Source organism: Actinoplanes auranticolor (assembly GCF_018332655.1).
GTDB lineage: Bacteria > Actinomycetota > Actinomycetes > Mycobacteriales > Micromonosporaceae > Actinoplanes > Actinoplanes auranticolor.
This window is the reverse complement of the sequence record NZ_BOQL01000021.1, coordinates 353,775-377,251: the sequence shown is the minus strand read 5'-3', so window position 1 is coordinate 377,251 and position 23,477 is coordinate 353,775. Positions and strand designations below refer to the sequence as shown.

At 73.3% G+C, this 23,477-nt stretch carries 26 protein-coding genes; 14 read left to right on the top strand and 12 right to left on the bottom strand.

The features are described 5' to 3' along the window. The first annotated feature begins 313 nt into the window (after nucleotides 1-313). The 6 genes from Aau02nite_RS47325 (at nucleotide 314) to Aau02nite_RS13380 (ending at nucleotide 5,399) form a co-directional block, all read left to right on the top strand. On the top strand, nucleotides 314-460 hold the full coding sequence (locus Aau02nite_RS47325) for a hypothetical protein (protein ID WP_281420975.1): 147 nt from the start codon (nucleotides 314-316) through the stop codon (nucleotides 458-460). A gap of 355 nt (nucleotides 461-815) precedes the next feature. Next, complete coding sequence (locus Aau02nite_RS13400; RefSeq protein WP_212988697.1) at nucleotides 816-1,679, top strand: ABC transporter permease; 864 nt, start codon at nucleotides 816-818, stop codon at nucleotides 1,677-1,679. A 2-nt stretch (nucleotides 1,680-1,681) separates the two neighbouring features. Beyond that, on the top strand, nucleotides 1,682-2,452 hold the full coding sequence (locus Aau02nite_RS13395) for an ABC transporter ATP-binding protein (protein WP_212988696.1): 771 nt from the start codon (nucleotides 1,682-1,684) through the stop codon (nucleotides 2,450-2,452). Then, a complete protein-coding gene (locus Aau02nite_RS13390) occupies nucleotides 2,449-4,059 on the top strand; it encodes an FAD-dependent oxidoreductase (RefSeq protein WP_212988695.1) in 1,611 nt (536 codons plus the stop codon). The genes Aau02nite_RS13395 and Aau02nite_RS13390 overlap by 4 nt, the downstream gene beginning before the upstream one ends. Continuing rightward, the gene (locus Aau02nite_RS13385; protein ID WP_212988694.1) at nucleotides 4,056-4,421 is read left to right on the top strand and encodes a 4Fe-4S dicluster domain-containing protein; all 366 of its coding nucleotides are present in this window, start codon (nucleotides 4,056-4,058) and stop codon (nucleotides 4,419-4,421) included. The genes Aau02nite_RS13390 and Aau02nite_RS13385 overlap by 4 nt, the downstream gene beginning before the upstream one ends. Nucleotides 4,422-4,424: 3 nt before the next feature. Then, nucleotides 4,425-5,399, top strand: a complete 975-nt coding sequence (locus Aau02nite_RS13380; RefSeq protein WP_212988693.1) for an ABC transporter substrate-binding protein — start codon at nucleotides 4,425-4,427, stop codon at nucleotides 5,397-5,399. A 60-nt stretch (nucleotides 5,400-5,459) separates the two neighbouring features. Here the strand turns inward: Aau02nite_RS13380 and Aau02nite_RS13375 are convergent, their stop codons facing one another. Genes Aau02nite_RS13375 through Aau02nite_RS13360 form a run of 4 tightly spaced genes read right to left on the bottom strand, consistent with a single transcriptional unit; the run spans nucleotide 5,460 to nucleotide 8,839 of the window. Continuing rightward, the gene (locus Aau02nite_RS13375) at nucleotides 5,460-6,302 is read right to left on the bottom strand and encodes an ABC transporter permease (RefSeq protein WP_212988692.1); all 843 of its coding nucleotides are present in this window, start codon (nucleotides 6,300-6,302) and stop codon (nucleotides 5,460-5,462) included. Then, nucleotides 6,299-7,288, bottom strand: coding sequence for an ABC transporter ATP-binding protein (locus tag Aau02nite_RS13370; RefSeq protein ID WP_212988691.1), 990 nt, complete (start codon nucleotides 7,286-7,288; stop codon nucleotides 6,299-6,301). Before Aau02nite_RS13370 ends, Aau02nite_RS13375 begins: the two co-directional genes overlap by 4 nt. Then, the gene (locus Aau02nite_RS13365; RefSeq protein WP_212988690.1) at nucleotides 7,285-8,364 is read right to left on the bottom strand and encodes a hypothetical protein; all 1,080 of its coding nucleotides are present in this window, start codon (nucleotides 8,362-8,364) and stop codon (nucleotides 7,285-7,287) included. Before Aau02nite_RS13365 ends, Aau02nite_RS13370 begins: the two co-directional genes overlap by 4 nt. Beyond that, entirely contained in the window at nucleotides 8,348-8,839 is a 492-nt protein-coding gene (locus Aau02nite_RS13360; RefSeq protein ID WP_246595104.1) for an RNA polymerase sigma factor, read from the bottom strand. Before Aau02nite_RS13360 ends, Aau02nite_RS13365 begins: the two co-directional genes overlap by 17 nt. Nucleotides 8,840-9,092: 253 nt before the next feature. Here Aau02nite_RS13360 and Aau02nite_RS13355 point away from each other — a divergent pair, with 253 nt between their 5' ends. The 5 genes from Aau02nite_RS13355 to Aau02nite_RS13335 all read left to right on the top strand — a co-directional run bounded on the left by Aau02nite_RS13355 (nucleotide 9,093) and on the right by Aau02nite_RS13335 (nucleotide 13,643). Continuing rightward, the gene (locus tag Aau02nite_RS13355; RefSeq protein ID WP_212988688.1) at nucleotides 9,093-9,272 is read left to right on the top strand and encodes a hypothetical protein; all 180 of its coding nucleotides are present in this window, start codon (nucleotides 9,093-9,095) and stop codon (nucleotides 9,270-9,272) included. A 59-nt stretch (nucleotides 9,273-9,331) separates the two neighbouring features. Then, nucleotides 9,332-9,874: a glycosyl-4,4'-diaponeurosporenoate acyltransferase CrtO family protein gene (locus Aau02nite_RS13350; protein WP_212988687.1), complete on the top strand. Its 543-nt coding sequence runs from the start codon at nucleotides 9,332-9,334 to the stop codon at nucleotides 9,872-9,874. A gap of 36 nt (nucleotides 9,875-9,910) precedes the next feature. Then, nucleotides 9,911-11,509: an alkaline phosphatase D family protein gene (locus Aau02nite_RS13345; RefSeq protein WP_246595103.1), complete on the top strand. Its 1,599-nt coding sequence runs from the start codon at nucleotides 9,911-9,913 to the stop codon at nucleotides 11,507-11,509. 9 nt (nucleotides 11,510-11,518) lie between these two features. Then, nucleotides 11,519-12,358 carry a COG1361 family protein gene (locus Aau02nite_RS13340; protein ID WP_212988686.1) on the top strand — a complete coding sequence of 280 codons (840 nt, stop codon included), beginning with the start codon at nucleotides 11,519-11,521 and terminating at the stop codon, nucleotides 12,356-12,358. Nucleotides 12,359-12,428: 70 nt separating this feature from the next. Further along, nucleotides 12,429-13,643, top strand: a complete 1,215-nt coding sequence (locus Aau02nite_RS13335; RefSeq protein WP_246595102.1) for an NAD(P)/FAD-dependent oxidoreductase — start codon at nucleotides 12,429-12,431, stop codon at nucleotides 13,641-13,643. On the opposite strand, the gene Aau02nite_RS13330 is transcribed toward Aau02nite_RS13335, so the two are convergent. The 5 genes from Aau02nite_RS13330 to Aau02nite_RS13310 form a co-directional block, all read right to left on the bottom strand. Next, nucleotides 13,640-14,047, bottom strand: a complete 408-nt coding sequence (locus Aau02nite_RS13330; RefSeq protein WP_212988685.1) for an ester cyclase — start codon at nucleotides 14,045-14,047, stop codon at nucleotides 13,640-13,642. The two genes, Aau02nite_RS13335 and Aau02nite_RS13330, sit on opposite strands and share 4 nt — an antisense overlap. Nucleotides 14,048-14,077: 30 nt before the next feature. Continuing rightward, nucleotides 14,078-16,117, bottom strand: coding sequence for a CotH kinase family protein (locus tag Aau02nite_RS13325; RefSeq protein WP_212988684.1), 2,040 nt, complete (start codon nucleotides 16,115-16,117; stop codon nucleotides 14,078-14,080). Beyond that, nucleotides 16,110-16,898, bottom strand: coding sequence for a polyphosphate polymerase domain-containing protein (locus Aau02nite_RS13320; RefSeq protein WP_246595101.1), 789 nt, complete (start codon nucleotides 16,896-16,898; stop codon nucleotides 16,110-16,112). The genes Aau02nite_RS13325 and Aau02nite_RS13320 overlap by 8 nt, the downstream gene beginning before the upstream one ends. Continuing rightward, nucleotides 16,895-17,494 (bottom strand): DUF4956 domain-containing protein, encoded by a 600-nt coding sequence (locus Aau02nite_RS13315; protein ID WP_212988683.1) that lies wholly within the window; start codon nucleotides 17,492-17,494, stop codon nucleotides 16,895-16,897. Before Aau02nite_RS13315 ends, Aau02nite_RS13320 begins: the two co-directional genes overlap by 4 nt. Before the next feature lie 480 nt (nucleotides 17,495-17,974). After that, entirely contained in the window at nucleotides 17,975-18,427 is a 453-nt protein-coding gene (locus Aau02nite_RS13310) for a hypothetical protein (protein ID WP_212988682.1), read from the bottom strand. 62 nt (nucleotides 18,428-18,489) lie between these two features. On the opposite strand from Aau02nite_RS13310, the gene Aau02nite_RS13305 reads away from it, so the two are divergent. The 3 genes from Aau02nite_RS13305 (at nucleotide 18,490) to Aau02nite_RS13295 (ending at nucleotide 21,348) form a co-directional block, all read left to right on the top strand. After that, the gene (locus tag Aau02nite_RS13305) at nucleotides 18,490-19,140 is read left to right on the top strand and encodes a TetR/AcrR family transcriptional regulator (protein WP_212988681.1); all 651 of its coding nucleotides are present in this window, start codon (nucleotides 18,490-18,492) and stop codon (nucleotides 19,138-19,140) included. A gap of 46 nt (nucleotides 19,141-19,186) precedes the next feature. Beyond that, on the top strand, nucleotides 19,187-19,831 hold the full coding sequence (locus Aau02nite_RS13300) for a GNAT family N-acetyltransferase (protein WP_212988680.1): 645 nt from the start codon (nucleotides 19,187-19,189) through the stop codon (nucleotides 19,829-19,831). A 101-nt stretch (nucleotides 19,832-19,932) separates the two neighbouring features. Beyond that, a complete protein-coding gene (locus Aau02nite_RS13295) occupies nucleotides 19,933-21,348 on the top strand; it encodes a cellulase family glycosylhydrolase (protein WP_212988679.1) in 1,416 nt (471 codons plus the stop codon). A gap of 3 nt (nucleotides 21,349-21,351) precedes the next feature. Here the strand turns inward: Aau02nite_RS13295 and Aau02nite_RS13290 are convergent, their stop codons facing one another. The 3 genes from Aau02nite_RS13290 to Aau02nite_RS13280 all read right to left on the bottom strand — a co-directional run bounded on the left by Aau02nite_RS13290 (nucleotide 21,352) and on the right by Aau02nite_RS13280 (nucleotide 23,440). Next, a complete protein-coding gene (locus tag Aau02nite_RS13290) occupies nucleotides 21,352-22,584 on the bottom strand; it encodes an FAD-dependent oxidoreductase (protein ID WP_246595100.1) in 1,233 nt (410 codons plus the stop codon). Between the two features lie 122 nt (nucleotides 22,585-22,706). After that, complete coding sequence (locus Aau02nite_RS13285) at nucleotides 22,707-22,958, bottom strand: hypothetical protein (RefSeq protein WP_212988678.1); 252 nt, start codon at nucleotides 22,956-22,958, stop codon at nucleotides 22,707-22,709. 32 nt (nucleotides 22,959-22,990) lie between these two features. Continuing rightward, nucleotides 22,991-23,440 carry a hypothetical protein gene (locus Aau02nite_RS13280; RefSeq protein WP_212988677.1) on the bottom strand — a complete coding sequence of 150 codons (450 nt, stop codon included), beginning with the start codon at nucleotides 23,438-23,440 and terminating at the stop codon, nucleotides 22,991-22,993. Between the last annotated feature and the right edge of the window lie 37 nt (nucleotides 23,441-23,477).

The following is a 23,477-nucleotide window of genomic DNA, read 5'->3' as shown; positions in this document are numbered from 1 at the left end:
CCTGCAGAGCTGCGGCGCGCGGCCCACTGCCGAGGAGGCGGGCTTTCTGGCGTGAGACGATACGGACATTCTAGGACAGGTCCCACCCTGTCGCACCGTCACACTCATCTCCGCGACGCCCGAACGGCGGCGAGTCACCTGCTGAGCAACAACAGTGCGGCCAGCCGGGCCGTCGGCACGCTGCACGAGAGCCTGCAGAAGGTCGACGAGGTCGCGCGGTTCATCGGCGGCATCGCGCGGCAGACCAACCCGCTCGCCCTGAAACGCCGCCATCGAAACGGCCCGGGCCGGGGTCGCCGGCCGGGGCTTCGCCGTGGTGGCCGACGAGGTCAAGACGCCGGCCGCCACCACCGCCGACGCCGAGCTGATGACCACCGAGCAGGCCGCCACCGTGGCCGGCCTCACCGCCGAGGTCAGCGCCGCCATCGACCGCCTCGAAGGACTGGTCAGCCGCCGCTGACCGGCCCGGTGTCCCCATCGGCCGGAGCCCGCCCCCCGCACGTCCAGCGGAGGCGGCTCCGGCCGTTTCCGGTCCCACGTTCCAAAAACCTAGTTGACATATAGGATTTGAGGGCTAAGGATCGGGTCATGACCAGCCAGGGGATCCGCCTCGCCGGCACCGCACTCGCAGTGTCGCGAGGTTGCTGCCGCGACTGGACGTCCTCCCGCGGCCGCTGCCGCCGGAGCTGACCGCCGCCGGTCGACCGGCCCCGCACACCCCCACCCCGGCGCGAACCGCCGGGTCCACTCCGCACGATCCCCGTCGACGACCCACCCGGGCGCCATCCGCCCGCGTGTGGCGCGAAGGAGTCGCCATGTCCTCATCCGTCCTCGACCGCACCGGCACCGCCGCCGCACCGGTCAGCATCGACCAGCCGGACGACGCACCGCCGGCGCCGGCCCGCTGGCGCCGCGCCGCCCGCCGGCTCACCCCCGCCCGCAAGGCCACCGGTCTGCTCACCGTCCTGCTCCTCTGGCAGGTCGGTGCGGGCGCCGGGTGGCTCGGCACCACGACCCCGTCACCGACCGACGTCATCACCGCCGCCCGCGAGCTGATCGCCAGCGGCGAACTGGCCCACCACCTCGGCGTCTCGCTCACCCGGGTCGCCAAGGGACTGGCCATCGGGCTCAGCGCCGGCCTGCTGCTCGGCCTCGCCGCGGGGCTGCTGCGCCTGGCCGAGGACCTCGTCGACGGGCCCCTGCAGTCGCTGCGGATGCTGCCGCACCTGGCGCTCGTACCGATCTTCATCATCTGGTTCGGTATCGGCGAGACGTCGAAGATCGCGCTGATCGCCATCGGCCCGATCTTCCCCCTCTACCTCAACGTGCTGCACGGCATCCGCGGCGTCGACGAGCGCCTGGTCGAGTCCGCCCGCTCCTGCGGGGTCGGCCGGCCGGGCCTGATCCTGCGGGTGATCCTGCCCGGCGCGCTGCCGCAGATCCTGGTCGGGCTGCGCCAGGCCCTCGGACTGGGCTGGCTCAGCCTCGTGGTCGCCGAGCAGACCGCCACCACGGCCGGGGTCGGGTTCCTGATGAACGACGCCCGCGAGTTCCTGCGGACCGATGTGATCTTCGTGGTCCTGGTCATCTACGCCCTGCTGGGCCTGGCCACCGACCTGTTCGTCCGCCTCATCGAGCGCCGCGCGCTGGCCTGGCGCCGCGGCTTCGCGGGAGAGTGAGCATGACCGCCACCACCACGACCGTCACCCCGGCGACCGGGACCGCCGCCGTCCGCGTCCGCGGCGCCCGCCGCGCCTTCGACGGCCGGGTCGTGCTCGCCGGCGCCGACCTGGACATAGCCCCCGGCGAGTTCGTCGCCCTGCTCGGGGCCAGCGGCTCCGGCAAGAGCACCCTGCTGCGGGCCGTGGCCGGGCTCGACCGCGGCGCCACCGGGCAGTTCCGGGTGCCCGACCGGCGCGCCATCGTCTTCCAGGAGCACCGGCTCATGCCGTGGAGCCGGGTGTGGCGCAACGTGACCCTCGGCGTCCGCGGGCCCGGCCTGCGGTCCCGTGCGCTGCACGCCCTCACCGAGGTCGGGCTGGCCGCCCGGGCCGATGCCTGGCCACGGACCCTGTCCGGCGGCGAGTCCCAGCGGGTCGCCCTGGCGCGGGCCCTGGTGCGTACCCCCGAACTGCTGTTGCTCGACGAACCGTTCGGGGCCCTCGACGCGCTCACCCGGATCAAGGCCCAGGCCCTGGTGGCCAAGCTCTGGACCGAGCACCGGCCGGCCGTCCTGCTCGTCACCCACGACGTCGAGGAGGCACTGCTGCTCGCCGACCGGGCGCTGGTTCTGCGCGACGGGCGCATCGCCGAGGAGTTCGTCGTCGACGTGCCGCGCCCGCGTGCCCTCGACAACCCGCGGCTGCTCACTCTGCGCCGCGCCCTGCTGCGTGCCCTCGGGGTCAACGCCGACCTGCCGACCGACGAATCCGTACCCGGGGAGAAGCCATGACCACGACCGCCCTCGACCTGACCGCCGACGTCGTCATCGTCGGCGGCGGCCCCGCCGGCACCTGGGCGGCGCTGACCGCCGCCGCGGCCGGGGCCGACGTCCTGCTGCTCGACAAGGGCTACTGCGGCACGTCCGGCCCGACCGCCTCCGGCGGGACCGGCGTCTGGTACGTCCAGCCCGGACCCGCCGCCCGCGAGAAGGCCATGGCCAGCCGCGAGGCGCTCGGCGGCCACCTGCAGGACCGCCGCTGGATGGCCCGCGTCCTGGACCAGACCTACGAGAACATGAACCGCCTCGAGGCCGAGGCGCGCTACCCGTTCCCCGTCGTCGACGGCGTCGCGCACAAGCGCGGCCTGCAGGGGCCGGAGTACATGCGCCGGATGCGGTCCTGGATCAAGCGGGCCGGGGTGCGGGTCCTGGACCACAGCCCGGTCACCGAGCTGCTGGTCGACCCTGCGGGCACGGTCGCTGGGGTACGCGGGCACCGCCGCCAGCACGACACCGGCTACCGGGTCCGCGCCTCCGCGGCGGTGCTGGCGACCGGCGGCTGCGCGTTCCTGTCCAAGGCGCTGGGCTGCGATGTCGCCACCGGGGACGGCGCCCTCTACGCCGCCGAGGCCGGAGCGGCGATGTCCGGCATGGAGTTCTCCAACTCGTACGCCATCGCCCCGGCCTTCACCTCGGTGACCAAGACGGCCTACTACGGCTTCGCCACGTTCTTCCACGGCGACGGCACCCCGCTGGCCGGGGCCGGCAGTCAGGGCGGGCGCTCGGTGATCGCCCAGGAGCTGCTGCGCACCGGCACGGTGCTGTGCCAGATCGACCACGCCACGCCGGAGCAGCAGGCCCTCATGCGCTCGGGCCAGCCGAACTTCTTCCTCACCTTCGACCGGCTCGGCATCAACCCGTTCACCGACAAGTTCCCGGTCACCCTGTTGCTGGAGGGCACGGTACGCGGCACCGGCGGCATCCAGATCGTCGACGACGACTGCGCCACCACCGTCCCCGGCCTGTACGCCGCCGGCGACGCGGCCACCCGCGAGCTGATCTGCGGTGGCTTCACCGGCGGCGGTAGTCACAACTCGGCCTGGGCCATGTCGTCGGGCACCTGGGCCGGCGGCGGCGCGGCCCGGTTCGCCGCGGCGCTGGGCAGCTCGGCGGTCAAGCGGCGCCTCACCGGGGCCGGCGGGGTCGCGGTCCGGCCCACCGGCAGCCGGCCCTTCGACGGCGACCCCTGGGCCGAGGCGCAGGACGTGCTGCGCCGGCAGGTGCACCCGTACGACAAGAACTACCTGCGGCACGGCGACCGGTTGCGGCCCGCGCTGAGCGAACTCGACGAGCTGTGGCAGCGGCTGCGGGCCGGCGCGAGCGCCGACCCGGCCGGCACGCCCCGGCTGCGGCAGGCCGCGGCGATGGTCGCCCACGCCCGGTGGATGTACACCAGCGCGCTGGCCCGGACCGAGAGCCGCGGCATGGCCCGGCGCCAGGAGTTCCCCGGCCTCGACCCGGCCCAGCATCGCCGGCTCACGGTCGGCGGCCTCGACGAGCTCTGGGTCCGTCCCGAGTCGCTGCTCGCCCCGCGGCCGGAACTGGCGGTGGCGTCATGATCGAGGTCGTCTCGGCTTCCCGGTGCGTCACCTGCGACGTGTGCATCGCGGTGTGCCCGACCAACGTCTTCGACCGCGGCGCCGGCGGCGTGCCGGTCATCGCCCGGCAGAACGACTGCCAGACCTGCTTCATGTGCGAGGCGCACTGCCCGGCCGACGCCCTGTTCGTCGCCCCGCTCACCCACCCGGCGCCCCCGGACTCGCCGCTGCGCGACGAGGACCACGTCACGGACACCGGCCTGCTCGGCAGCTACCGCAAGGAGCTCGGCTGGGGCCGCGGCCGCAAGTCCGGCGCCCGGACCGCCGTCGGCCCCGAACTGGGCCGCGCCCGGATCACCCCCGCACCCGCTCAAGGAGAATGACCGATGCGTACGAGAACCCTGCTGGCCGTCGCCACCGCCGCGCTGCTCGCGCTGGCCGGCTGCGGTGGTGAGCCGTCCGAGGCCGCCGGCCCCGGCGACACCTTCACCCTGCGCATCGGCGCGATCGGCAACGGCAACAAGCTGTCCGGCCCGGTCGGCTACCTCAACAGCAAGAACGGCCTGGTCCCGGCGCTGTCGTCGCTCGGCGTCACCGGGGTCGAGGTCGTCACCTTCCCGAACGGCCCGGACCTCAACCAGGCGCTGGCCGCCGGCGAGCTCGACCTGGCCACGTACGGCGACACCCCGGCCCTGGTGGCCCGGGGCGCCAGGCAGCCCACCCGGCTGATCGCCCAGTCGCAGATCAACCTGGACGCCGGCATCCTGGCCAGGAAGTCCGGCGGCCCCACCTCGCTCGCCGGACTGGCCGGCCGGAAGGTGGCGGTGCAGACCGGCTCGTACATCCACCGCTACCTGCTGGGCGCGCTCGGCGACGCGGGCGTCGAGCCGGCCGAGGTCATCCACATCTACAGCGCGGACGTCGAGGCCGCCCTGGAACGCGGGGACGTGGACGCCGCAGCCGTACCGATCGCCAACGTCGAGGCGCTGAAGGCCAAGGGCTACCCGCTGATCACGCTGGCGTCCAAGGACCACCGGCAGTACCTGGGCACCAGCGCCACGGTGGTCACCGAGAAGTTCCTCGAGGCCGAGCCGGGCATCGTGTCCGCGTGGCAGCAGGCCCAGCGCGACGCCACCACCAAGGCCAAGGCGGACTGGCCGGGCTTCCTGGCGTACACGGTGAGCATCAACGGTTTCCCGCCGAAGATCGTGGAGGCCTCCACCCATGCCGACCAGTGGCCGGCGGAGCCCTTCACCCCCCAGGGGCTGGCGCTGCTCAAGGGGACCAAGCAGTTCCTGGTGGAGCAGAAGTTCGTCCGTACCGACTTCGATCTGGACGACTGGATCGTGGCCCAGCCCTGATCCGCCGTCAGGCCCGGCCTCCGGGTGGCCCGCTCCTGGCGGACCACCCGGAGCGCCGTTTCACAGGTCGCGGCGCTGGAAGGCCAGGGCGGACAGGCCGAGGACGACCGCCACCCACAGCGCGGCCCAGGCCAGGTAGGTCGCGGTGAGCGGGGCCATGCTGAGGAACGGCGAGTCCTCGAACGCGGGGAACTGCGACAGGCCCGGGTGCTGGAACGCGTGCATCGCCCCGCGCCACAGGCCGTCGGTCGGCAGCAGCATCCGGGAGACGGTGCCGACACCGGCCATGCCGTCGTTGCCGAACGCCTCCCCCACCATGCCGACCACGCCGGCGATCCAGGTGGCGCCGAAGAGGCCGACCGCCACGATGCCCGACGCCATCGGGGAGATCACGGTGGACAGCAGCAGGCCCAGGGTCAGCAGCACCGTGGTCTGCGCGGCGAGCAGCGCCAGTCCGGTGGCCGGTTGCGGGGGCCAGTAACCCACCGTGATCCGGACGATGAGGAGCTGTCCGAGGCCGGCCACGATGACGAAGCCACTGCCGAAGGCGACCAGGCCGAGCCACTTGCCGAGCAGAACGGCCGAGCGGCGTACCGGCCGGGTCATGACGGCCAGCGCGATGCCGGACTCGATCTCCCCGGCCAGGGTGGGGCCGGCCAGGAACGCCGTACCGAGCGCGGCGATCAGGCTCAGGCCGAACATCACCAGGTTGAGCACGGTGGACGCGGCGAGCCGGGCCTCCCCGCTGGTGAGCGTGCCGAACTCCGAGTCCAGCCGGTAGAACCCCCAGGCGCTCAGCGAGAGCAGCACGACCGTCATCACGACGAGCGAGCGCAGCACCCGCCGGCGCAGGGCCTCCTGCAGCGTGAGGACGGCCAGGGTCAGGACGGTACGGGCGATCATCGGTCCCCTCCGGTGCCGGCGCGCAGGATGTCCAGCAGTCGTTCCTCCAGGCTGATCCGGGCCGGCTCGACGGCGTGCACGCGGACCCCGAGCCGGACCAGTTCCGCCACCAGGTCGGGCACCATCGTGGCGCTCTGGTCGGCGGGCAGCGTGACCGTGTACGAGTCACCGCTGTGGGTCAGCTGTCCGGCGGCGGCCAGCCGGGCCTCCGCCTCCGCGCTCACCTCGTCCAGCCGCAACCGCAGCTCCCGCTGACCGAGCAGCTCGGCGAGGGTGCCGGAGGCTGCGACCCGGCCCTTGTCGAGGATGACGACCCGGTCGCAGACCCGCTCGACCTCGCCGATGAGGTGCGAGTTGAGCAGCACGGCGACCCGGCGCTCCTTGAGCGACAGCAACAGGTCCCGCACGTCGGCCCGGCCGATCGGGTCCAGGGCGCTCGTCGGCTCGTCGAGCAGGACCAGCTCGGGGCGGGCGACCAGGGCGACGGCCAGCCCGAGGCGTTGCTGCATGCCCTTGGAGAAGCCGCCGACCCGGTCGCCGGCGCGGTCGGTCAGGCCGACCAGGGCCAGGCTCTCGCGCTGTTCCCGGGCCGGCACCGCGGCACCGGCGAGCCGGACGTGCAGGGCGAGCACCTCGGCGGCGGTGAGCCAGGGCTGGTAGCGGAAGAGCTCGGGCAGGTAGCCGACGCGGGCGCGGGCCTGCGGGTCCGTACCCGGGCGGCCGAGCAGCAGCACCTCCCCCGCGTCCGGCCGGACCAGGCCGAGCAGGATCTTGATGACGCTGGTCTTGCCGGCACCGTTGGGACCCAGCAGGCCGAGCACCTCGCCCCGGCCCACTGTGAAGGACACGTCGTCGACGGCGGTCTGCTTGCGGTAACGCTTGCGCAGGCCGGAGCACCACACCGCCGGCGTCGGCGGCAGGTCGGCGAGCAGCCGCTCCGCGTCGGGCGCGGCCGCCTCAGCGAGGACCGTGGGGTCGGTGCTCACCGCTGCTCCAGCCCGCGGGCCACCGAGACCACCTCGTCGGCGCTCAGCGAGCCGGCCACCGCGGTGACGACCCCGTCCTGGACCCAGACCACGGCCGTGACCAGGCCGTCCCGGGAGGCCAGCACCGTGGCCGGCGTACCCCCGACGTCGGTGGCCGAACTGGTCAGGTACTGCGAGTTCACGGGCAGCGGCAACGTCGTGGCGTCACCGGTGTAGCCGCGCAGCTGCGACTTGACGCTCTCGGGCAGACCCGGCAGCGACAGCAGGTAGTCCACGGCCGTCCGGAACGGGATCCCCGCGGAGTAGGCGGTGGGTGCGACGACGCGGGCGACGATCAACGCCGGTATGCCGCGGGCCTCCGACCACACCCCGGCCACGCCGGGCCCGGCACTCAACCGGAACTGGCTGCCGTCGAGGCCGGTGGGCGGTGGCGGCAGGCTCTTGCCCGCTGCCGCGGCGGCCTGCGTGGCCTTCTCGACGGAGAAGGTGAACACCGCGTTGACCCGGCCACCGACCTGGTACGCCGGTTGCCCCGTCACGCCGCGGGGCAGCTCCCGCACCCGCGGGACGGCGAGCCCGGAGGCCTGCTCCGCGGCGTCGGCGTCGGCGACCGGCCGGACCTTCACCTCCTGGGTGATCTCGACCTTGCCGTACGCGTCCAGGTCGGGCAGGGCGACGAGGTCGGCCTGGGTGAGCGTGACCGGGGCGATCTGCTCGGTGCGGAAGATCTCCAGCCAGTCGGCCGCGGCCGCGGCGCTGGCCCCGCCCAGCAGGGCGACGGCGGCGAAGGCGGCGACCACCGGCTTGCGCAGCGCTGATCGCCACCGGGAGGCCGCGGCCGGCTGCCGCCGCGGCCGGTCGACCGCGACCGCCTGCGACAGGCGGGACCACCCCGCGTCGACGTCCACGGGGACGTCGACGTCCAGGGCCGCGCGGGTGAGCGCGGCGTCCTGCTCGGCGGCAGCGAGCCCGGTCCGGCACACCGGGCAACCGGCGATGTGCTCGCGGTCGGCGTCGGCGACACCGGCCGGCTCGTCCAGGAGCCGGCGCAGCGTGCCGTCAGTCGGATGACGCATGACGGTTCAACTCCTTGCGTAGGGCGGTTTCGGCGCGTCGCACGGTGGTGCCCACGCTGCCGGGGGAAAGGTCCAGGGCGGCCGCCACCTCGGCGTAGCTCAGACCGCTGTGCCGCAGCACCAGGGCCACGGCGTGCTTGCGAGGGAGCCGGGCCAGCGCCGCGCGCACCCGGCGGCGCTCTTCCAGGGTCACGACGGTGTCGGCGACATCCGGTCCGACGGCCCCGTCGTCCCCGGCGGCCTCCTCCCGGGCGGCGCGGCGCCGGCTGGACCGCAAGTGGTTGAGCGCGGTGTGCGCCGCGGCGACGGACAACCAGCCCACCGCCTCCCCGGCCGGCACCGCGGAGCGCCCGAAGGTCAGGAACACCTCCTGCGCCACGTCCTCGGCCTCGTCCCGGGAACCGAGCACCCGGGCGGCGACGGCCACCACCCGCGGGTACGCGCTGCGGAAGACCTGTTCGAGGTCGGCTCGCACGGCCCCTCGTACCGCAGGAGTCCGCACTGTCGCGCCGCCCTTCCGCCCGGCCCGCCGGACCGTCCCGCCGTGGCCGTCGAGGGGCGGCTTCTCGCCGGGCCTCACCAGCTGCTCCACATCTTGCTCCACATCTACAGAGCACCGCCGGGGCCGCGCATGTGACACCGGGATGTGCCGCACCGCGATCGTGTCCGGTCGGGGGATCCCCGCGCAGGACTTCCCGCCCGGACCGGGACGCTGCGACAATGCCGCCATGGATGACACAGCGAAGGACACGCGGGACGACCCGGGCACCGGCGGCGCGATGGGCCGACGCGCCTTCTTCGGCCGGGCACTGCTGGCGGCCGGCGCCGTGGGCGGGCTGCTGACCCTCACCGGCTGCCCCGGCGGCGAGCAGGACGACGGCGACGACGACGACGGGGACGACGACTGAGGCCGGTCGGGCCGATCACGGCCCGGGTCACTGCAGGGCCCGGGCCGCGCGCGGCCGTCGTGGCCGTGGGCGGCGGGGCCGGCGTGGCGGGCGTCGCCTGGGCCACGGGCGCCGCGCTCGGCTTCCGCGGACCGGCCTTCGCCTGGGTGCTGCACTTCCTGCTGATGGCGTGGATCTCCGGCGTCCTGGACGCCGCGCGGCCGCGGCTGGACGGCTCCTGGTTCCGGGTACGCGACCGGGAGCCGGCCGTGTACCGCCGGCTGGGGGCGTGGTGGTACCTGCGGCTGCTGCGGGCGATCGGCTGGGAGCGGCTGATGCGCGGCGGCCGTACGTTCACCGGCACCCGGGCCTCGCTCGCCGCCCTGGACCGGCAGACGCGGACCTCGGAACTCGGTCACCTCGTGGTCGCCGTCCTGGTGACCGCGGTCTCCGCCGTGGCAGCCGGGGCCGGAGCCTGGGACGCCGTCGCCTGGCTGTCCGGCCTGACCGTGCTCCTGCACGGCTGTCCCGTGCTGCTCCAGCGGGCACTGCGGGCGCGCGTCCAGCGGCTGCGGGCCGGGGACGGGCCGGGGGCGTATCCGCGGGAGGCCCGGCGCGGTTGAGCTGGTGATCACGCCCAGCCGCCGCAAGGAGCCGCCATGCTGCCACCGCACCGGCCCGCACCCGCCGTCCGGATCGGCGCGTTGCCCCGCCGCGGCCTGTTCGCCCTCGGCGGCGCCGCGCTGGCCGTAGCGCTCGCCCCGGTCACCACCCGGACGGCGATGGCCGCCGCGGCACCCCGGAGCGACCCTTTCACCCTCGGGGTCGCCTCGGGCGATCCGCTCCCGGACGGCGTGGTGCTGTGGACCAGGCTGGCGCCGCGGCCGCTGGAACCCCTGGGCGGGCTGCCGTTCGCCGGCTACCCGGTGCAGTGGCAGATCGCCGCGGACCCGGCCTTCCGGCGGGTGGTGCGCGCCGGCACGGCGACCGCACGGGCGGAATACGGGCACTCGGTCCACGTCGACGTGCGCGGCCTGCGGCCCGGTCACGACTACTACTACCGCTTCCGCACCGGCGGGCATCTGAGCCCGACCGGTCGTACCCGCACCGCACCCGCGGTCTCCGCGTCGCCGCGGGCGCTGCGCTTCGCGGTCGCGTCCTGCCAGGCCTACACCGACGGGTACTTCAGCGCCTACCGGCACCTGGCCGCGGAGGATCTCGACGTGGTCTTCTTCCTCGGCGACTACATCTACGAGAACGCCGTCACCAGCGTGGGCGGCAACCGGTTCGACCCCGCACTCCGCCTGCCGGACGCCTTCGAACTGCCGGTCGACACCCTCGACCTCTACCGGATGCGGTACGCGCTGTACCGCTCGGACCCGGACCTGCAGGCCGCGCACGCCGCCTTCCCCTGGGTGCTCACCTGGGACGACCACGAGGTCCAGGACAACTACGCCGCCGGGGTGCCCCGCTTCGACATCCCGGCCCGGGACTTCCTCGTGCAGCGGGCCAACGCCTACCGCGCGTACTGGGAGAACCAGCCCCTGCGCCGCCCGCAGCAACCGTCCGGCGCGGGCATGCGGCTGCACCGCCGGCTGCGGTTCGGCGATCTCGCCGAGGCGCACGTCCTGGACACCCGGCAGTACCGCTCCGACCAGGCCTGCGGAGACGGGCTGCGGGCCGGTTGCGCGGACCGCGACGACCCGCGGCGCAGCGTGCTGGGAGATGCCCAGCGCGGCTGGCTGCTCGACGGCATGAACCGGTCGGGCACCCGCTGGACCATCCTGGCGCAGCAGATGATGATGGCCGAGTGCCGCTACGGCGGGGATCCGGCCCTGCTCGACATGGACAAGTGGGACGGTTATGCGGCCGACCGCCGCAAGGTCCTGGCGACGGCCGCCCGGGTGCCCGGCACCGTGGTGCTCACCGGTGACGTCCACATCAACTACGCGGCCGACCTGCGCCCGGACTTCGGCCGGCCGTCGGCGCCGGCCGTGGCGGTGGAGCTGGTCGGCACGTCCGTCTCCAGCGGCGGCAACGGTACGGACAGCACCCCGCGGCTGGACCAGCAGCGCCGCGACAGCCCGCACCTGCTCTTCGCCAACGCCCAGCGCGGCTACGTGCGCTGCACGCTGACCCGCAGCACCCTGCGCGCCGACTACCGGACGCTGCCGTTCGTCAACCGGCCCGGCGCCCCCATCACCACCCGCGCCTCGTTCGTATCCGACCGCGACCGCCCGGGCCTGAGCCCGGCCTGAGGGACAACCATGGACCGCACCCGGGCCCACCGTGCCGCTGCCCTGCTCGTCATCGCCGCCACCGCACTGTGCGGCCCGGCGCCCGCCACCGCCGGCCCGTCCCGCAGCGGCGTACGGCTGTCGGTCGACCGCGCCACGCTGCCGATCACCGGACAGTGCAACGGCGGAGAGCTGCGGGTACGGCTGACCAACCGCGGTCCGGCCCCGGTCTACGCCGACGCCGTCCTGACCGCCCCCGCGGCACTGCACCTGCCCCGCCGGCTGATCTCGACGTGGCTGCCGGCCGGTTACACCCGTACCGTGCCGGTCGCGGTCAGCGCCCCGGCCGGAACTCCCACCGGCACCTACACCGTCAGCGTGACCAGCGGTGAACACCGGGTGGCCGTACCGGTCGTGGTCTCACCGGCCCGGCCGTCCGCCGACCTGGCCCGTTCCGCGGTGCGGGTCAGCGCCTCGTCGTCGCGGACCGGTTTCCCGGTGTGCGGCGCGGTCGACGGCGACGCCGACCCGGCCCACTGGGGCCACGGCACCGGCTGGGCGGACGGCACCGGCCGGCAGTGGCCCGACTGGTACGAGCTCACCTGGTCCGGCCCCCGGCAGCCGGCCCGCGTCACTCTCACCACCGTCGGCTCGGCGCAGTTCCCCACCGCGCGGTACGGCCTGCGCGACTGGGACGTCCAGCTCGCCACCGCCGCCGGCTGGCGCACCGTCGCCGCGGTCCGCGGCAACACCGCCGTGACGGTGACCAGCACGTTCCCGAGGCAGCGCACCGGCGCCCTGCGCATCGTCACCCACGCCGCCAACGGCCTGAACGACCAGTCCCGGATCGTCGAGCTCTCGGTGTCCTAGCCGGATCGCGCCGGGTGTCTGTCGACAATGGGCGGAGCCGCCCAGCATGATGATCCGGAGGAGGACACAGATGCCGGATCAGACGTACGACGTGATCGTGGTCGGTGCCCGCTGTGCGGGTTCACCCGTCGCGATGCTGCTGGCCCGCCGGGGCTACCGGGTGCTCGTGGTGGACCGGGCGACGTTCCCGAGCGACACCGTGTCGACCCATTTCATCCATCCGCCGGGCGTCGACGCGCTGCGCCGATGGGGGCTGCTGGAGCAGGTCACCGCCACGGGATGCCCGCCGATCTCGCGGTACACCTTCGATTTCGGGGCGGTCAGGCTGGCCGGGGCGCCCGGGACCGAGCAGTCCCCCGTGGCGTACGCGCCGCGGCGCACGGTGCTCGACAAGATCCTGCTCGATGCCGCCGCCGCTGCCGGCGCGGAGGTTCGCGAGGGGTTCACCGTGGAGGAGGTGCGGGTCGCCGACGGTGAGCCGGCCGAGATCCGCGGGCGTGACGCCGGCGGTTCGCCCGTGGTGGAGCGGGCCCGGGTGGTGGTCGGGGCCGACGGTCGCAACTCCGTGGTCGCCAAGGCCGTGCAGCCCCGGCAGTATCACGAGATCCCGCCGCTGACCTGCGGCTATTACTCGTACTGGAGCAACCTGCCGACCGACGGCACGTTCGAGATCTACAGCCGGACCGGGCGCGGCTGGGCGGTCTGCCCCACCCACGACGATCTCACCATGGTCATCGGCGGCTGGCCGTACGCCGAACTGGCCGAGCACCGCAACGACATCGAGGGCACCCTGCGGGAGACGTTCGCGCTGGCGCCCGCTTTCGCCGAGCGGCTCGGGGACGCCAAGCGGGAGAGCCGGTTCGTCGGCACCTCGGTGCCCAACTATTTCCGCACCCCGTTCGGTCCGGGCTGGGCCCTGGTCGGCGACGCCGGCTACAACCGGGACTTCATCACCGCCCAGGGCATCACCGACGCCTTCCACGACGCGGAGCTCTGCGCGGGCGCGCTGGACCAGGCGCTGGGCGGCGCGCGGCGGTACGCCGAGGCGATGGGCGACTACTGGACCACCCGCGACGAACGGGTGCTGCCGATGTACGAGATGACCGCGCAGATCGCCTCGCTGCAGCCCCCGGACCCGCAGATGGTGCAGCTGCTCACGGCCGTGCAGGGCAACCAGGAGGCGATGGACGCCTTCGCCCGGGTGAACTCGGGCGCCACGCCCCCGGCGGAGTTCTTCGCGCCCGACAACATCGGCCGCATCATGAGCCGGGCGGCGCAGGTCTAACCCGCCGGCGGGGTGACGTCGACGCCGAGCTGTTGCAGGACGGTGAACAGCTCGTTCACCGACCAGTTGGCGACCACCTTGCCGTCGGCGAAACGCATGAACGACGCGCCCTGGTAGTCGACAGCACGGCCGGTCGCCGGGACAGGCCCGAACCGGCCGTGCTGGGTGCCGGTGCCCCGCCACCGCACCGCCACGTCGTCCCCGTCGACCAGCACCTGCACGATCTCGAACCGCTGGTCCGGGAAGGAGCTGCGCCGGTCACGGTGCCACGCGAGGTATCCCTCCGGCCCGTCGCCGGTGTCGCCGGTGTACCGGGCGTCGACCAGCTCGTACACCGATTCCTCGCGGGCACCGTTCCACACGTCGTCGATCAGCCTCGTGGTGAGGTCACGCAGGTCCGCCATGCCCGCGATGGTAGGCGGTGGGCGGGCCGCTCACGTCGCGGTGCAGGTCACCACCGGCGGTGTGTTGGTGCCGGTCCAGGTGCCGACGAAGCCGAAGGTGGTGCCGGCCCCGGCGGCGAGCGCGCCGTTGTAGCTCTCGTTGCGGGCGGTCACCGCGGCACCGCTGGTGGCCAGCACCGCGTTCCAGACCTGGCTGACCCGTTGGCCGTCGGCGAAGGTGAGGGTGACGGTCCAGCCTCTGATGGCGGCGGTTCCGGCGCTGACCCGTACCTCACCCTGGAAGCCGCCGGCCCACTGACCGGCCGAGGTGTAGGCCGCGGTGCAGCCGCCGGCGGCCGGCGGCGGCGTGGTCGGCACCGGCGTCGACGGCACCGGGTTGGACGGGGCCGGGGTCGACGGTGACGGTGAGGTGGTGGCGCCGCCCCAGGCGGTCGGGCCGTCGAGCCAGGCGGCGCGCCGGATCATCCAGCTGCGCATGACCTGGACCTGGCCGGCCCAGGTCGCGGCGGTGTCGGTGACGAACGGCCCGACCATGCGGGAGCTCAGGTTGGGCCACCGCTGGAAGTTGCGCTGGGCCGCCGCGGTCAGCGGGGCGCTGAGCGCGTCGACGCGGGCGTTGAGCGAGGCGTCGGAGAGCAGGCCGCGGCGCAGCGCCTGCCAGCGGACCTTGAGATCGTTCTGGAAGGCGGGGTCGGTGAGCAGGATCTGGAACCAGTCGTTGGCCTGCGGCGAGCGGGTCTGCTGATGCTGCCAGCCGGTGGTCTGCTCGTTGCCGAAGAAGCCGCCGGTGCCGAACGTGAGGTCGTAGTCCCACAGCGGGCCGGCCACGATCGGCCCCTCCCGGTCCTTGTAGAAGTAGGTGCTGCGCAGGTACGAGTCCATCTCCCGGCTGAACTCGTTGAGGATCACCAGGTCGACCCAGGACTTCGTGTCGATCCAGCTGCGGTAGCCGGTCTGCGGATCAGCGAGGCGGGAACTGTGCAGCATGTCGTGGAACTGCTGCAGATACTGCGTCAACCAGGACTTCTGTTGCGCGTTCAGCGGCGACGGGTCCTCGACCTCGAGGTAGTTCCAGCAGGTCGCGGCCGGTCCCGTACAGGTCAGGGTGGGTTCCTCGGCGGCCAGCCACTCGAACTTGAAGATGTAGCCGCCGGAGATCTTGGGCAGGGTGGTGTCGGCCTCCTTGAGCTGCTTGAGGTCGAGCCGGTCCTTGCTGTTCTTGATCGTCTCGACCAGCATGTAGACGCCCTGGTAGTCGGCCGCGGCCACCGGCGCTGAGTCGACGTTGAGGTACAGCTCGACGAAGCGGTAGCGCTGCGTCGCCATGCCCATCTCCCGGCCGAGGTCGTAGACCAGCGCCTCGCGGATCAGCGACTTGTCGCTGAACGGCCCGCGCAGCACCCAGTCGGAGTCGGCCGGCATCCCCAGCAGGGGCAGATCGGCGTCGTCGTCGGCGTTGTCGCGCAGCTCCAGCCGGTACGGCGCCTTGTCGAACATGGCCGAGGACTGGCCGCGCAGGTGGATACCGGCCCGGGAGGCGACGGTCGGGGCCGCGGCGAGAGAGGTACGGCCACCCGCGGTGTCGAAGACCATGGCGGCAGCGTCCACGTACTCGCGTCCGGGCTTGCCCTTGCCGTAGTCGTCGATGAGCATCAGCGGCAGGTCGTGCTGGGCGTCGAACGAGCGGGCCACGTACATCGCGGTGCCGGGGGCGCCGGTGGCCGTACCGTTGACGAAGGCCTGCGCCCGCAGCTGCGTGGTCGCGGAGAAACTGAGCGCGCGGCCCGGATAGGCGGCCGAGCTCGCCGCCGGGGGCCGGCCATCCGTGGTGTACCGGATCTCGGCACCGGCGATCGTGGTGCTCAGCGCGACCGAGACCGAGCCCTGGAAGGTGCCGCTCGGTACGGAGAACGTGATGTCGCCGGTCAGCTCGTCCGGCGCCGCGGCCACCGGCGCGGGGGCGTCCGGCGCGCGGCCCGCTTCGGCGCGGGCGCCGACGGTGAGGGCGATCGGGGTGACGACGCACAGGGCGATGAGCGCGCCGAGGACCTTCGGTATCCGCCTAGCCATGGACCAGTTCCTCTCTCGCAGCGGTGAAGTGTCGCCGGAGCACCCGCCGCCAGGGCGCCGCCGGAAGATCCGTGCGGAGGGCGGCCAGTCCGGTGGCGTACTTGGAGAAGGCGACGGGACGGTGGCCCCGGCGCCACAGCTCCCGGTCCGCGCGGGAGGCGGCCGAGCCGGTCTTGGTCTCCACGATCACCGTCCCGGGCAGCCGTACCTGGTCGTCGTCGGTGCTCCACCGCAGGGCGGTGTCGACGGTGACCCGGCTGTTGTTGTCGGGCAGCAGCAGCGTGAAACGCAGGTATTCGGTGCGCAGCGCGGAGTCGAGGACCACGCGGCTGCCGGCCGGGAGCCCGTGGCGGGCGAACACCTCGTCGACGAAGGCGCGCCCGGCGGCCACGGTGTGCTGCTGCTCGCGATCGTGCGGCGCGCGGTACTTGACCGTGCTGCCGCGCGGGCCGGGCACCTTCACCTCGAGCCAGCAACTGCCGGAGTCGACGTACGTGCGGGTGCGGACCTTGAACCGGCGGCGGTGCCGGTGGGCGGTCCGGTGGTAGCCGCTGAGCTCGGGAGTGTCGAAGTAGAGGGACTCGTAGGCGAACTGCCGGATCCCGTTGATCTCCAGCACCACGGCGTGCGGCGCGAGCGCCTCCAGCAGCAGGCCGGCGGCGTCGACGGCCAGGACGTACTTGCGGTCGACCCGGGTCTGCAGGGCGGCGCGCTCCTCCAGATCGGCCAGGCCGATCCGGGGCAGCGTGTCCAGAGCGGCGAAGTCCATGGCCGTGGTCACCGTCGCGCCGCATAGGCGGCCGGGCTCACCGGCGCGACCGCCCGGGAGGAGGTACGGGAGTACCGGACGTCGACCACCGTGGAGTCGTTGATCAGGTCCACCCGCAGCGGGCGCGCGGAGTGCACCTTGCCGTCGAGCAGGTGCTCCAGCAGGCCGATCAGCTCGTCGCGGTTGGTGACCACGGAGTCGAGCACGACGGTCTGGTGCTCGTACCGGCTGAACAGCCGCCGGTTGTCGACGACCGCCATCACCAGCAGGATCAGGCCCATCAAGGCGATGTTGCGCCAGATCGAGGCGGTGTCGAGCGCGCCGAGCAGGCCGAGCGCGAGCGCGGAGAAGAAGTACGCGACCTCGTGCTGGTCCAGTTCGGTGGAGCGCAGCCGGATGATGGACAGCACCCCGAACAGCGCGAACCCCAGTCCCAGGCCGGCGCCGGCGCCGGTCGTGCGCAGCGCGTCGGCCACGGCCAGGACCCCGATGTTGACACCGAAGTAGGCCACCATCAGGTCCCGGCGCCGGTGCCGCGGGAAGTACAACCCGAGCACGAGCACGGTGACGGCCAGCACCTCGGCTCCGAGCAAGACGAATGCGGACATGCTCCGGTCCTCCTCCGAGCAACGGAACGATACGAAACTTCCGGAACAAGACCGGAACTTGGCCCGCAGACTAAAACCACCATTCGACGCATGTCAATGTTAACCTGGGCTTAACCTTGGGGATTTGTTCGCTAAATGCGCGCTTTACCTGCGCAGATCCTCCTGGCGGTGATCGCCTTCCAGTCTGGAAGTTTCGGCTTCGCGGGCACCTCGTCCCAGAGGACGGGAGCGCTCCCATGTATTGACCGACGTCATTGCCTTTTACCTCGCCGCTTTCCGAGTACTTCGTGGTCCACCAGCCGCAGGCCGTCCTGCCGATCCAGAACGGCGGCGCCACCCCGGCGCTGTACGCCTGGGCCTTCCTCGCGATCGCCGTCCTGGGCGCCGACCCGTGGTCGCTCGACGCACTCATCGCCCGGCGCCGGGACACCCCGGGCGTCACGACCCCCGAGAGCCGGCTCGCCCGGCGCCGGGCCCGGCTCAGCGGGCCGCGAACGCCAGGGCCACGCACCAGACGAGCAGGGCGGCGCTGCCCCCGCAGGCCGCCGTCCTGATCCGGTCCGCGATCCGCAGCCGGCGGTAGGGCCCGTCGGCGAAGCCGTCGCGTTGCAGCAGCAGATGCGACGGGACGGCCGCGGTGACGGTGGCCAGCAACCCGATCAGCCCGCCGGCGGCGACCAGGGACGCCACCCAGAGCGGCACGGCGGCCGGCCGGACCAGCGGCAGAGCCAGACAGGCGACGAAGCTGGTGAACGCCGGGACGATCACCACCGGAAGGATCTGCCGGCTGTACCGCCGGTGATAGGCGACGAACGCCCCGGCCGGGACAGCGGCGTAGAGCGGGTAGCTCACCCGCGTGGTCAGCGCGGAGACACCGCCGACGTAGGCCGTCAACGCCGCCAGCGCGAGCAGGTAGGCATGCGCGAAGTCCATGCTCGGGCCTCCCGATCATTGGATACAGTATCACTGTATCGAAATGACCGTAGCATGGGGACGTGCCGCGCCCGCCCGCTCCTGCCCGTCGCACCTACGACAGTTCCGGGCGCCAGGAGCAGGCCCGGCGGCGCCGGGCGGAGATCCTGGACGCCTGCCGGGAGGGCCTGCTCCGGCACGGCTACGCGGGCCTGACCATCCGCGCGGTGGCCGAGGCCGCCGGCGTCTCGCAGGAGACCGTCTACAAGACCTTCGGCGGCAAACGCGGCCTGGTCAAAGCGATGTACGACGTCACCCTGGCCGGCGACGACGCGCCCGTACCGATGAGCGAGCGACCCGAGGTGCGGGCCCTGCTCGCCGAGCCGGACCCGCTCCGCAAGATCGCGGCGTACGCCCGGATCGCCCGCGGTGTCTCCGAACGGCTCGGGGCCGTGGCCGCCGCCCTGAGCGCCGGCGGGGCCGAAGCCGCCGGGATCGCGGCGGAAACGGACCGGGAGCGCCTGGCCGGCGTCACCGCCTTCGTGGGCCACCTCGCCGCCGGCGGCCACCTGCCCGCCGGGTGCGATCCCGCCCTGGCGGCCGACGAGGCGTGGCTGCTGACCGCACCCGAGGTCTACCGGCTGTGCACGACCGGCCGCGGCTGGCCGGCCGAGCGCTACGAGGACTGGCTCCGCCGGATGCTCGCCGCGGCCATCCTCACCGGACCGGGCTGAGCAATATCGGGTGCGACGACCCCGGCGGCCTGGCTACCGTCCGGCCGTGGCCCACACCTATCCCCCGCTGAATCTCGAGATCCGAACCCCGCGCCTGACGCTGGCCGGCGCGTCCGACGACCTGCTTGAGCGTCTCGTGCCGCTGGTGCGGGCCGGGATCGCCGACGCCGCGCCGTGGCCGTTCGACGATCCGATGTCGTTCTACGCCGACAGCCCGGAGCGCGAATGGCGCTGGCTGCGGGGCATCTGGGCCGGCCGCGCCCGGGTGAGCCCGGATGCGTGGCGGCTGTACTTCGCGGTGCTGGTCGACGGGGTACCGGTCGGCATGCAGGATCTGATCGGCACGAACTTCACCTGGTTCGGCACGGTGACCAGCTTCTCCTGGCTCGCCCCGGGCCGCCGCGGACAGGGGCTCGGCAAGGAGATGCGCGCGGCGGTCCTGCATCTGGCCTTCGCCGGGCTCGGCGCCCGCGAGGCCGGCAGCGACGCCTTCGTCGACAACGAGGCGTCCAACCGCGTCTCCCGGGCCCTGGGCTACGAACCGAACGGCACGGACTGGGACACCCGCCGCGGTGAGCCGGCGCAGATCCAACGGTGGCGGCTCACCCGGGAAGCGTGGGAGCGGATCCGCCGTGCGGACATCGACGTGATCGGCGTGGAGCAGTGCCGGCCCGTGCTGGGCCTCGGCTAGCCCGACCCACATTGCGCCGCATGGTCCGGAGGGTTACAGTCGGCCGGCGTGGGAGCGCTCCCACGCGCCCGTCCTCCCCCTGATCCGACGGAGTCCCCTTCATGCGCAGCCTCAGACTCAAGCTCCTCGCGGCCGGCGGGATCGTGGCCGCCGCCTCGGCGGTGGCCCTGATCGCCATGCCGGCGTCGGCGGAGACCGCCGCGTTCACCGTGACGAACTCCTGGAGCTCCGGCTACCAGGCGAACGTGGTGGTCAAGAACGACACCTCGGCGACCATCTCCACCTGGCGGGTTGAGCTCAGCCTGCCCGCCGGGACGACGGTGGTCAACAGCTGGAACACCACCCAGGCGAACTCCGGCGGCACGTACACCTTCACCCCGGCCGGCTGGAACGCCACCCTCGCCGCGGGCGCGTCGGCCGAGTTCGGCCTGGTCGTCAACGGCACCGGTCGGCCCACCACCTGCCTGGTCAACGGCCGCGCCTGTGACGGCTCGGGCACGCCGTCGTCGCCGACCGTGGGCCCGACGCCGACCCGGACCACCACGCCGAGCGCGCCGGCGACCACCGCGCCGGCCGGCCGGACGCCGGTGGCGATTAACGGTCAGCTGCACGTCTGCGGCGTGAACCTGTGCAACCAGTACAACCGGCCGATCCAGCTGCGGGGTATGAGCACGCACGGCCTGCAGTGGTTCGCCAACTGCTACAACAACGCCTCCCTGGACGCGCTGGCCGACGACTGGCAGGCCGACCTGTTCCGGATCGCGATGTACGTGCAGGAGGGCGGCTACGAGACCAACCCGGCCGGCTTCACCGGCCAGGTCAACAACCTGGTCGACATGGCCGAGGCCCGCGGCATGTACGCGATGATCGACTTCCACACCCTCACGCCGGGCGACCCCAACCACAACCTGGAGCGGGCCAAGACCTTCTTCGCCGCCGTCTCCGCCCGTAACGCCGCCAAGAAGAACGTGATCTACGAGATCGCGAACGAGCCCAACGGTGTGAGCTGGACCGGCATCAAGAGCTACGCCGAGCAGGTCATCCCGGTCATCCGCGCCAACGACCCGGACGCCGTGATCATCGTCGGCACCCGCGGCTGGTCCTCGCTGGGCGTCTCGGACGGCTCCGGCTCGAGCGAGGTCATCGCGAACCCGGTCCGGGCCACCAACATCATGTACGCCTTCCACTTCTACGCGGCGTCGCACAAGGACAACTACCGCGCCGAACTGGAGCGGGCGGCCGCCGCGCTGCCGCTGTTCGTGACCGAGTTCGGCACGGTGAGCGCCACCGGTGGCGGCGCCGTCGACACGGCGAGCAGCACGGCCTGGCTCGACCTGCTCGACCGCCTCAAGATCGGTTACGCGAACTGGACGTACTCCGACGCCGGCGAGGGCAGCGCGGCGTTCCGGGCCGGCACGTGCGCCGGTGGCACGTACGCGGGCACCGGAGTCCTCTCCGAATCGGGTGCAATGCTGCGCAGCCGGATCCGGACCCCGGACAACTTCCCGACCAGCTGAGCCTCAGCTCCGCACGACGATGCCGGTGGGTCCCCGCGACCCGCCGGCATCGCCGTGTGCGGGGCCGGGCCGGCGCGGGGTGTCGGGGAACGAGCCGTCGCCGAACAGCACCCGGGCGGCGGCGGCCCGCCCCGGCGGAGTCCGCAACGCGGTGAACGCGGCCTCGGTGAGGGCCGGCGACCGTACCGCCGACAGGGCGTGACGCATCAGCAGCCGGACCCGGAAACGCGCGCGCAGCGCGGCTCCGTCGTAGTGCCGCAACACCGACACGTCCCCCGTACGCAGGTAGTCGCCGGTCACCGCGGCGGCCAGCTCAGCCATGCGCAGGCACGGGTCGAGGCCGCCGGCGGTCAGCGGCGACACCGCCCCGGCCGCGTCCCCGACGAGCAGCCCCTGCGGGCAGACCAGGCGGCGCAGCACACCGCCGACCGGGATCGGCCCGCCGCGGCGCCGGACCGGGCCGGTCGCGGCGGGCAGCGCACCGAAGCGCCGGCCGAAGGTCCGCACCAGCTCCGGCAGCGGGCCGGCGAGCCGGTCCGGGCGCCCGGCCAGACCGACGTGGGCATGCCGGCCGTCGTCGACGACCCAGGCCAGGTATCCCGGGGCGAGCCGCGGGTCGAGCACACAGTGGAACGTCGGCTCGGCGCCGCCGCCGGCCACCGGGAACACCTCCTCCACCCCGACGATGACCTGCCGGTTGACGTCGAGCCCGAGCCGGCGGGCGACCGTCGACCGGACACCGTCCGCGCCGATGGTGAAGCGGGCCACGACTCCGTCGACGGGATAGGAGACACCGAGCCGTACCCGCGCCCCGGCGATCCGGGCCGCGGCCAGGGCGTGGGCGTAGACGCCGGCCATGTCGGCGACGCGGAACTCGTCGCGCCCGCTGACCAGCTCGACCGGTGCGCGTAACGAGGGCGGATAGAGCAGGACTCGGCGGATCGCCGGACCGAGCTGCCCGGCCGGCAGGGCGAAGTCCTCGAGGGTACGGCGCACGAAGATCCCGGTGGTCCGGATGCCCGCGCCGAGGGTGCGGCGCCGGTCGACGACGAGGACGTCGAAGCCGCGCGCCGCCAGCAGCCGTGCGGTGTGCAGACCGGCGAGGCCGGCCCCCACGACCAGGACATCCACCTTCTCCATGACCGCGACGGTAGCGGCGCGCAGACCCTCCCGCGGCCGCGCGCACAACACCTTCACGCACTCTCCCCGGACCGCGTACGCCCCGGCCGCGGTCACGGCCTCACCCTGGGCTGGGGTGCTCCGGGCCGGCTGGTGCTCGGCGCGGCGTTCGCGGTGGTCGGCTGCCTGATCCCACCGGTGGTCCGCCGGGCTGCCGAGCACCGCATGCCGGCGGAGAGCTACTCGGTTTCATCCTCCTGATGGACCGGGGAGGCGGTCAGCAGGTCCAGCTCCCACCGCGCGGAGTACACGTCGCTGTCGTCGTCGGCGGCGACCAGATAGGAGCTGACCCGTACGCCCAGGCCCAGCTGGTCGGCCGCGCGCAGGTGCTCGACCAGCTCGTCGACGCTGGCCAGGTAGTGCGTGGCGATCAGCTCGGGGGTGGGTTCGGCGGTCGTCTCGTCCAGGATCTTGCTTTCCACGTCGGTCACGGCACCCAGGGTAGAGGCGGGCGGTGCCCGGCTCAGCGCACACCCCCACGACGGATCCGGGCCTCGGCGTCGCGGAGCACGCGGGGCACCAACCGGCGGTGCACGGCGGACAACGGCGGCCAGACGGCCCCGGCCGGGCGCCGGCCGTAGTGCAGGAGGGTCACCAGCGACACCTGCGCGTCGCCGGTCTGCACGAGCAGGTTGGCCGACAGGAACCACGATGCCGCTTCGAGCCGGATCCAGTCCTCGCCGTGGCCGCCGATCCGCCAGCCGGCCACGGTGGCCGGGCCGGGCCGCCGGCTGAGGCGCAGTCCCAGCAGGACACGCCAGATGAACAGCTCCCCCGGGCCGGGTACGTCGCCGAACATGGCCCGGGCCCACTGCTCCGGCGAGGCGTGCACGTCGGTGGCCAGGGTGAAGCGGTCGACGTAGTCGATCTCCGGCACCGAGCTGAGGGTGAGGACGGACTCCGGGATGGCCATCGCTCGATCTCCGTTCTGTATACGCTACCGTATAACA

Bases quoted from the DNA above. Each gene is read 5' to 3' on its own strand.
- Aau02nite_RS13325 (WP_212988684.1), bottom strand. From the start codon at position 16,117: ATGGCTAGGCGGATACCGAAGGTCCTCGGCGCGCTCATCGCCCTGTGC.
- Aau02nite_RS13315 (WP_212988683.1), bottom strand. From the start codon at position 17,494: ATGTCCGCATTCGTCTTGCTCGGAGCCGAGGTGCTGGCCGTCACCGTG.
- Aau02nite_RS13365 (WP_212988690.1), bottom strand. From the start codon at position 8,364: ATGCGTCATCCGACTGACGGCACGCTGCGCCGGCTCCTGGACGAGCCG.
- Aau02nite_RS13345 (WP_246595103.1), top strand. From the start codon at position 9,911: ATGCTGCCACCGCACCGGCCCGCACCCGCCGTCCGGATCGGCGCGTTG.
- Aau02nite_RS13280 (WP_212988677.1), bottom strand. From the start codon at position 23,440: ATGGCCATCCCGGAGTCCGTCCTCACCCTCAGCTCGGTGCCGGAGATC.
- Aau02nite_RS13375 (WP_212988692.1), bottom strand. From the start codon at position 6,302: ATGATCGCCCGTACCGTCCTGACCCTGGCCGTCCTCACGCTGCAGGAG.
- Aau02nite_RS13335 (WP_246595102.1), top strand. From the start codon at position 12,429: ATGCCGGATCAGACGTACGACGTGATCGTGGTCGGTGCCCGCTGTGCG.
- Aau02nite_RS13400 (WP_212988697.1), top strand. From the start codon at position 816: ATGTCCTCATCCGTCCTCGACCGCACCGGCACCGCCGCCGCACCGGTC.
- Aau02nite_RS13340 (WP_212988686.1), top strand. From the start codon at position 11,519: ATGGACCGCACCCGGGCCCACCGTGCCGCTGCCCTGCTCGTCATCGCC.
- Aau02nite_RS13385 (WP_212988694.1), top strand. From the start codon at position 4,056: ATGATCGAGGTCGTCTCGGCTTCCCGGTGCGTCACCTGCGACGTGTGC.
- Aau02nite_RS13295 (WP_212988679.1), top strand. From the start codon at position 19,933: ATGCGCAGCCTCAGACTCAAGCTCCTCGCGGCCGGCGGGATCGTGGCC.
- Aau02nite_RS13395 (WP_212988696.1), top strand. From the start codon at position 1,682: ATGACCGCCACCACCACGACCGTCACCCCGGCGACCGGGACCGCCGCC.
- Aau02nite_RS13380 (WP_212988693.1), top strand. From the start codon at position 4,425: ATGCGTACGAGAACCCTGCTGGCCGTCGCCACCGCCGCGCTGCTCGCG.
- Aau02nite_RS13310 (WP_212988682.1), bottom strand. From the start codon at position 18,427: ATGGACTTCGCGCATGCCTACCTGCTCGCGCTGGCGGCGTTGACGGCC.
- Aau02nite_RS13330 (WP_212988685.1), bottom strand. From the start codon at position 14,047: ATGGCGGACCTGCGTGACCTCACCACGAGGCTGATCGACGACGTGTGG.
- Aau02nite_RS13390 (WP_212988695.1), top strand. From the start codon at position 2,449: ATGACCACGACCGCCCTCGACCTGACCGCCGACGTCGTCATCGTCGGC.
- Aau02nite_RS13355 (WP_212988688.1), top strand. From the start codon at position 9,093: ATGGATGACACAGCGAAGGACACGCGGGACGACCCGGGCACCGGCGGC.